Source organism: Vibrio sp. 1978 (assembly GCF_033344345.1).
The window spans coordinates 1-1,089 of record NZ_JAWPOP010000143.1 but is presented as its reverse complement, the minus strand read 5'-3'; the positions used below and the strand labels follow the sequence as shown (position 1 = coordinate 1,089).

Annotated in this window: 1 protein-coding gene; it reads left to right on the top strand. The window is 46.7% G+C overall.

All coding sequences use genetic code 11. From position 1 onward, the window contains the following. The first annotated feature begins 105 nt into the window (after positions 1-105). Positions 106-1,053 carry an IS30 family transposase gene (locus R8N49_RS25090; RefSeq protein ID WP_258489494.1) on the top strand — a complete coding sequence of 316 codons (948 nt, stop codon included), beginning with the start codon at positions 106-108 and terminating at the stop codon, positions 1,051-1,053. Positions 1,054-1,089 lie beyond the last annotated feature (36 nt).

The window sequence follows — 1,089 nt, the reverse complement described above, 5'->3', positions numbered from 1 at the left end:
CCCGATTTCAGATAATAAGTGCGACATTCATGGATAGGTGTAGAAGAGGAAGTCAACTACTGAAAGTGGTACGCTCTTCTCGCCAAAGAAACAAGCAGTACTACCATGAATTATCAGCAGTTGACCGAGGGCAGAAGATACCAGATTTCTGCTCTTTTGGAACGGGGGATTTCAATTTCTGAGATTGCTAAAACCGTTCAATGCCATCGCTCTACGGTATATCGGGAGCTTAAACGCGGCAGCAAGGGCAATCATTATTGCCCAAGCGAAGCTCAGGTGTTATCAATCCAAAAACGCACATCAGCGCGTAAATACCGAATACCTCAGGAGCGTGTTGATTTTATCCGCCTCCTTTTAGAAGCAGATTGGAGTCCAGAGCAGATTTCCAGTGTATTGACTAAAGTCGGTGCCGCTGTCAGCCATGAGTGGGTCTACCGATTTGTTGCGCAGGATAAACGCGCGGGTGGCAAGTTATATCGCCACTTGAGGCAAGGCCACAAGCGGTATCGTCGTGGTAAAAAAGAGAAAGCACCAGCGATCAAAAATGCGGTTTCGATCGATGATAGGCCAAGCATCGTTGACAGTAAGGAGCGATTTGGTGATTGGGAAATCGACACCGTATTAGGCAAGCACGGTACTGGGGCTATGGTGACTATTTTAGAGCGTAAAACACGATTTTACGTGGTGAAGAAAGTGCCATCCAAGTCAGCGGATGATGTCACCAAAGCAACCATAGAGCTACTCATGCCTTACAGGGAGCATGTCCATACCATCACGACAGATAACGGGAGAGAGTTTGCAGGCCATGAAACCATCGCAAAGGAGTTGGAGGCTGATGTGTACTTTGCCCACCCTTATAGTTCTTGGGAGCGTGGAGCCAATGAGAATGCTAACGGTCTTTTAAGGCAATATGTGAAGAAAGGAACCGACCTAACAACAGTAACAGACAGCGATATTGAATTCGCTTTATCGCGGATAAATTATCGTCCAAGAAAGTGTTTAGACTTCAAGCAACCAGCGATTGTCTTTAAAGAAATGGCACTGGCCGCTTGATATTGGCGAGTGTCGCACTTCGCAGTTGAATTCGGG

Excerpts from the sequence above, each read along its gene's own strand:
- R8N49_RS25090 (WP_258489494.1), top strand. The coding sequence starts at position 106 with ATGAATTATCAGCAGTTGACCGAGGGCAGAAGATACCAGATTTCTGCT.